Origin of the sequence: Parafrankia sp. EUN1f (assembly GCF_000177675.1) — a bacterium.
GTDB lineage: Bacteria > Actinomycetota > Actinomycetes > Frankiales > Frankiaceae > Parafrankia.
The window spans coordinates 1-5,527 of the sequence record NZ_ADGX01000278.1 but is presented as its reverse complement, the minus strand read 5'-3'; the positions used below and the strand labels follow the sequence as shown (position 1 = coordinate 5,527).

At 77.5% G+C, this 5,527-nt stretch carries 1 protein-coding gene; it reads right to left on the bottom strand.

What is annotated here, in order from left to right; all coding sequences use genetic code 11:
- Positions 1 to 5,527: type I polyketide synthase (locus FREUN1FDRAFT_RS37670; protein WP_006545691.1), on the bottom strand; the 5,527-nt coding region annotated here is incomplete at both ends.

Below are 5,527 nucleotides of genomic sequence, written 5' to 3'. Positions count from 1 at the left end.
GCCCCGGCGCCGGCCGGCCCCGCGCCGCCCGGTCCAGGCACCCGGACGAGGTCCCGCAGCAGCGGCGTGAGCTCGCCGGCGGCGGCCCGCTCGCGCAGGAACGCCAGGTCGAGCGCGGCGGCGACCACGTGTGCCGCGCCGGACGCCACCGCCCCGTCGAACAGTGCCACCCCTTCGGCGGCGCTCATCGCCCGCACTCCGCCGCGGGCCATCCGATCGCGGTCGGCGGCACTCAGGCGGCCGGTCAGCGCGCTGCGCTGGGCCCACAGCCCCCAGCCGACGGACACCGCTGGCAGGCCGCGGGCCCGCCGGTACTCGGCGAGGCTGTCGAGATACCCGTTGGCCGCCGTATAGCTGCCCTGGCCGGCGCCCCCGAACGCGGCGGACGCCGAGGAGAACAGGACGAACGCGGTGAGGTCATGGTCGGCGGTCAGCTCGTGCAGGTTCCACGCGGCGTCGGCCTTCGCCCGCAGCACCGTGTCGAGCCGCGCCGGGGTGAGCGCGGTGACCAGCCCGTCGTCGAGAACAGCCGCCGTGTGGATGACGGCACGCAGCGAGCGGGTGTCCGGGATGGCGTCGAGCACCGCCGCGAGCGCGCCGCGGTCCGCCGCGTCGGCGGCGACGATCTCGACCACGGCGCCCGCCTCGCGCAGGCTCGCGCGCAGTGCGTCGGCGCCGGGTGCGCCCGGACCGCCGCGGCTGAGCAGCACCAGGTGCCGCACGCCGTGCACGCGAACCAGGTGCGTCGCGACGATGCCGCCGAGCGTGCCGGTGCCACCGGTGATCAGCACCGTGCCGTCGGCCGGGAACGCCGCCGCGGGCGGCACGCCGTCCGTGGCCGGCCGAAGGGCCGACGTGCCCGCGCCCGGTGGCACGACGGGCCTTGCCTCGACCGGTGCGACGGCCAGCCGGGCCAGGCGGGGGACGGTCACCTGCCCGCCGCGCACGGCGAACTGGGTCTCACCGACAGCGGTCGCCGCCGGCAGCAACGCGCGGGCCGCGGCCGCGTCGCCCGGGCCAGGGCCGACGCCGGCGAGGACGAGCCGGCCGGGGTTCTCCGCCTGCGCCGATCGCAGCAGGCCCCAGACCGCCGCGGCGGCCGGGTCACCGACGGGGTCGTCGGTCAGCACGGCAAGCACCCCGGCCGCGGCCGTTGGTGAGACCTCGGACGAGGCCTCGGACGGGCTCGCCGACGATCCGTTGGCTGCCGCCGCCTCCAGCGGGCTGCCGTCGCTCCGGCCGAGCACGGCGCCCACGCCGTCGAGCGCCCGCTCGATCAGGGCCCGCGCCCGTGCCGGATCGCCGCCGGGCAGTCCATCCGCGGGCTCCAGCCCACTCGACCCGCCAGCCTCGGCGGCCGCCGCAGCCGTCAGGTCCAGAATCGCGTCGACCGGCGAGGTTGGCCCACCGGCCGCGATGCCCACCGGTACCCAGCCGACCTCCATCAGCGCGTCGGCACCGGCCGTCGCCTCCCCCGGCGCGAGCCGCGCGGCGTCGGTCGGCCGCAGGACCAGCTGGCCGATCTCGCCGACGGGCGCCCCGGTCTGGTCGGACAGCCGCAGCGTCACGCCATACCCGCCGCTGCCTCCCTCCGGTCCGGTGGCCGAGGCCGGGCTGGAGGCGGCCGCGTGCACCCGCAACACCCGCGCGCCCGCGGCGTGGCGCCGCACGGTGTTCCAGGCGAAGGGCAGCAGTACCTGCCCGGCGTCGGCGGGCGGCACCACCCCGAGCTTGGCCGTCTGCAACGCCGCGTCCAGCAGCGCCGGGTGCAGGCCGAACTCCCCGGGCGACGCGCCGTCGGGCAGCGCGACCTCGGCGAACACCTCGCCGTCGCGGGTCCAGGCGGCCCGCAGGCCACGGAACACCGGCCCGTACGCATACCCCTCGTCCGCGAGGCGCGCATAGAAGTCGGACACGTCGACGGGCTGCGCGCCGGCGGGAGGCCACTGCTCGAAGCCGTGCTCCGGTGCGGTGACGGCGGCCGACAGCCGGCCCGAGGCGACCCGGGTCCAGGCGTCGCCCAGCGCGGCGTCGCGCGACCGGGCATGGATGGTGACCGGACGGGTGCCGCTCTCGTCGGTGTCCGCGACGGTGACCCGCAGGGTCAGCGCGTCCCGCTCGGGCACCGCCAGCGGAGCCTCGATCAGCAGCTCGTCGAGAACCGGGAAGCCGACCTCGGCGCCGGCCCGCAGCAAAGTCTCGATCCAGGCCGCGCCGGGTACCAGATGCGCCCCGGAGACGGCGTGATCGGCGAGCCACGGCTGGCTCGCCACCGAGACGCTGCTGGTGAACAGCAGGTCGCCCGAGTCTGGCAGCTCGACCGCCGCGCCCAGCAGCGGGTGCCCGGTGTCCGCGAGGCCCGTCTCGGCCAGGTCGGCGCCGCGCCGCCCCCGGGCCGAGCCCGCGGGGGCGAGCCAGTACCGCTCGTGCTGGAAGGCGTAGGTCGGCAGCTCGACGGACGGCGCCGGTCTCCCGCCGACCGCCGCGCCACCGACCGCCGTCCGCCCGTCCGGCGGGTCCGCCGCGAGGGCGGCCGGGAGGCCTGCCGCGGGTGAGAAGGCGGCCGCCCAGTCGACCTGGACACCGCGGACGTGGAGCTCGGCGGCGCTGCGCAGCAGGCGATCCAGGCCGCCGTCGCCGCGCCGCAGCGTGCCGGTCACCACGGTCGGCACGCCGGCGCGCGCCGCCACCGTCTCGCTGATACCGAGGGTGAGCACGGGGTGCGAGCTGACCTCGACGAACGCCCGGTAGCCGGCGTCAGCGAGGGCGTCGACGGCGGGGCCGAAGCGGACGGGCAGGCGCAGGTTGCGGTACCAGTAGCCGGCGTCGAGCGACGCGTCGCGCACCCACCCGCCGTCGACGGTCGAGAAGAACGGCAGCCGCGGGGAGTGCGGCTCGATCCCCGCCAGCACCTCGGCGAGCTCCCGCTCGATCAGCTCGACATGGCTGGTGTGGGAGGCGTAGTCCACCGGGATCCGCCGCGCCCGCACGCCGGCCGCCTCGTAGCCGGCCACCAGCTCGTCGAGCCCGGCCGGGTCGCCGGCCACCACCGTCGAGTCCGGACCGTTCACCGCGGCGATCTCGACGCCAGCCGGCAGCCGCTCGCCCACCCGGTGCGCCGGCAGTAGCACCGACACCATGCCGCCCCTCCCCGCCAGCCGGGCCCCGATCGCCCGGCTGCGCAGGGCGACGACGCGGGCCGCGTCGGCCAGCGAGAGCGCGCCCGCCACATACGCCGCCGCGAGCTCCCCCTGGGAGTGGCCGACGACCGCGTCCGGCCGCACCCCGAGCGACGCCCAGACCGCCGTGAGCCCGACCGCCACCGCGAACGACGCCGGCTGCACGACGTCCACCCGGCCCAGGGCCTCGGCGCCGCCGCCACCGCGCAGGACGTCGTGCAGCGACCAGTCGACCAGCCCGTCCAGCGCCGCGGCGACCTCGTCCACCACGCCCGCGAAGACCGCCGACGAGGCCAGCAGCCCGCCGCCCATCCCGACCCACTGCGCGCCCTGCCCGGCGAACACGAACGCGGTCCGGCCGGCGACGTCGGCACGGCCGGTCACCACGGCCGGGTCGGCCTCGGCGGCCGCGACGGCGGCCAGACCCAGCGCCAGCTCCTCGGGTTGCCCGCCGACGGCGACGGCCCGGTGCGTGAGGGTGGCGCGGGTCAGCAGCGCACGGCCGATCTCGGCTGGCGCGGTCGCGGGATGCTCCCGGGCGAAGGCGGCGAGCCGGCCCGTCTGGGCCCGCAGCGCCGGCTCGGAGGCCGCCGAGAGTACCCACGGGACCACCTCCGGAGGCGCGCTGTGGTCCAGCGGCGCGGCGGCCGGGGCGGGACCGGGGTCGCCCTGCTCGAGGATCACGTGGGCGTTGGTGCCGCTCACCCCGAACGACGACACGGCGGCGCGGCGCGGGCGGCCCAGCTCCGGCCAGGGTGTCGCCTCGGTGGCGAGCCGCAGCGCGCCGGCGTCCCAGTCCACATGCGAGGACGGCTGGTCCACGTGCAGCGTCCGCGGCACCAGGCCATGGTCGAGGGCCTGCACAATCTTGATCACACCGGCGACACCGGCGGCCGCCTGGGTGTGCCCGAAGTTCGACTTGCCCGACCCGACCAGCACCGGGCGGACCGCCGGGCGGTCCTGGCCGTAGGTCGCCAGCAGCGCCTGCGCCTCGATCGGGTCACCGAGCGTGGTGCCCGTGCCGTGCGCCTCCACCACGTCGACGTCCGCGGTGGACAGGCCGGCCGCGGCCAGCGCGGCGCGGATCACCCGCTCCTGCGCCGGCCCGTGCGGCGCCGTCAGGCCGTTCGACGCGCCGTCCTGGTTGATCGCCGAGCCGCGCAACACCGCCAGCACCCGGTGCCCGTGCCGGCGGGCCCGCGAGAGCCGTTCGACCAGCAGCAGGCCCGCGCCCTCGGCCATGCCGAACCCGTCGGCGGCCTGTGCGAACGCCTTGCACCGGCCGTCGGCCGCGAGGCCGCGCTGCCGGGAGAACCCGAGCACGCCCTCCGGGGTCGTCATCACGGAGACCCCGCCGACGAGCGCGAGGTCGATCTCCCCGGAGCGCAGCGCCGCGGCCGCGAGATGCAGCGCCACGAGCGACGACGAGCAGGCGGTGTCCACCGTGACCGCCGGTCCCTGCAGGCCGTAGGCGTAGGCGACCCGGCCGGACAGCACGCTTGCCGCCTTGCCGATGACGAGGTAGCCCTCGTCGGCCGACGCGCCGGCCAGGCCCGCGCCGTAGTCCTGGCCGTGGGTGCCCACGTACACGCCGGTGGGCGTGCCCGCCAGCGCCGTCGGGTCGAGCCCGGCCCGCTCGAACACCTCCCAGGCGATTTCGAGCAGCAGCCGCTGCTGCGGGTCCATCGCCAGGGCCTCACGGGGCGAGATGCCGAACAGCGTCGCGTCGAACCCGGCGACGTCGGTGAGGAAGCCACCGCCGCGCACATAGGTCCGGCCGGGCTGGTCGGGATCCGGGTCGTAGAGCGCGGTGAGGTCCCAGCCGCGATCGTCGGGCAGCGCGCCGACCACGTCACGCCCGTCGCGCACCACCTCCCACAGCTGCGCGGGCGTGCTGACGTCACCCGGGAACCGGCAGCCCATCGCGACGATCACGACGGGATCGTCGCGATCGTCGTCGGCCTGACCGGCGCCGGACGGATGCTCCTCCCCCGGCACGCCCGACGCGGTGCCGGTGCCGGTGCCTGCGGCCGGCGCGGCGGAGTGCGCGAGCCGCTCGGCGAGATGGTCCGCGATCGCGCGCACCGAGGGATGGTTGAAGACCAGCGTCGCCGCCAACCGCAGCCCGGTGGCCTCGATGAGGCGGTTGCGCAGCTCGACGGCGGTGAGCGAGTCGAAGCCGAGATCACGCAGCGCGCGGCCCGGTTCCACGGCCGCCGCGTCCGCGTGCCCGAGGACCGCGGCGGCGTGGCCGCGGACGAGGTCGAGCAGCAGCTCGTCGCGGGCGGCGGCGTCGGGCAGGCCGGCCAGCCGTTCCCGCAGCGCCACCGTCACGGCGGCCGCGCCCC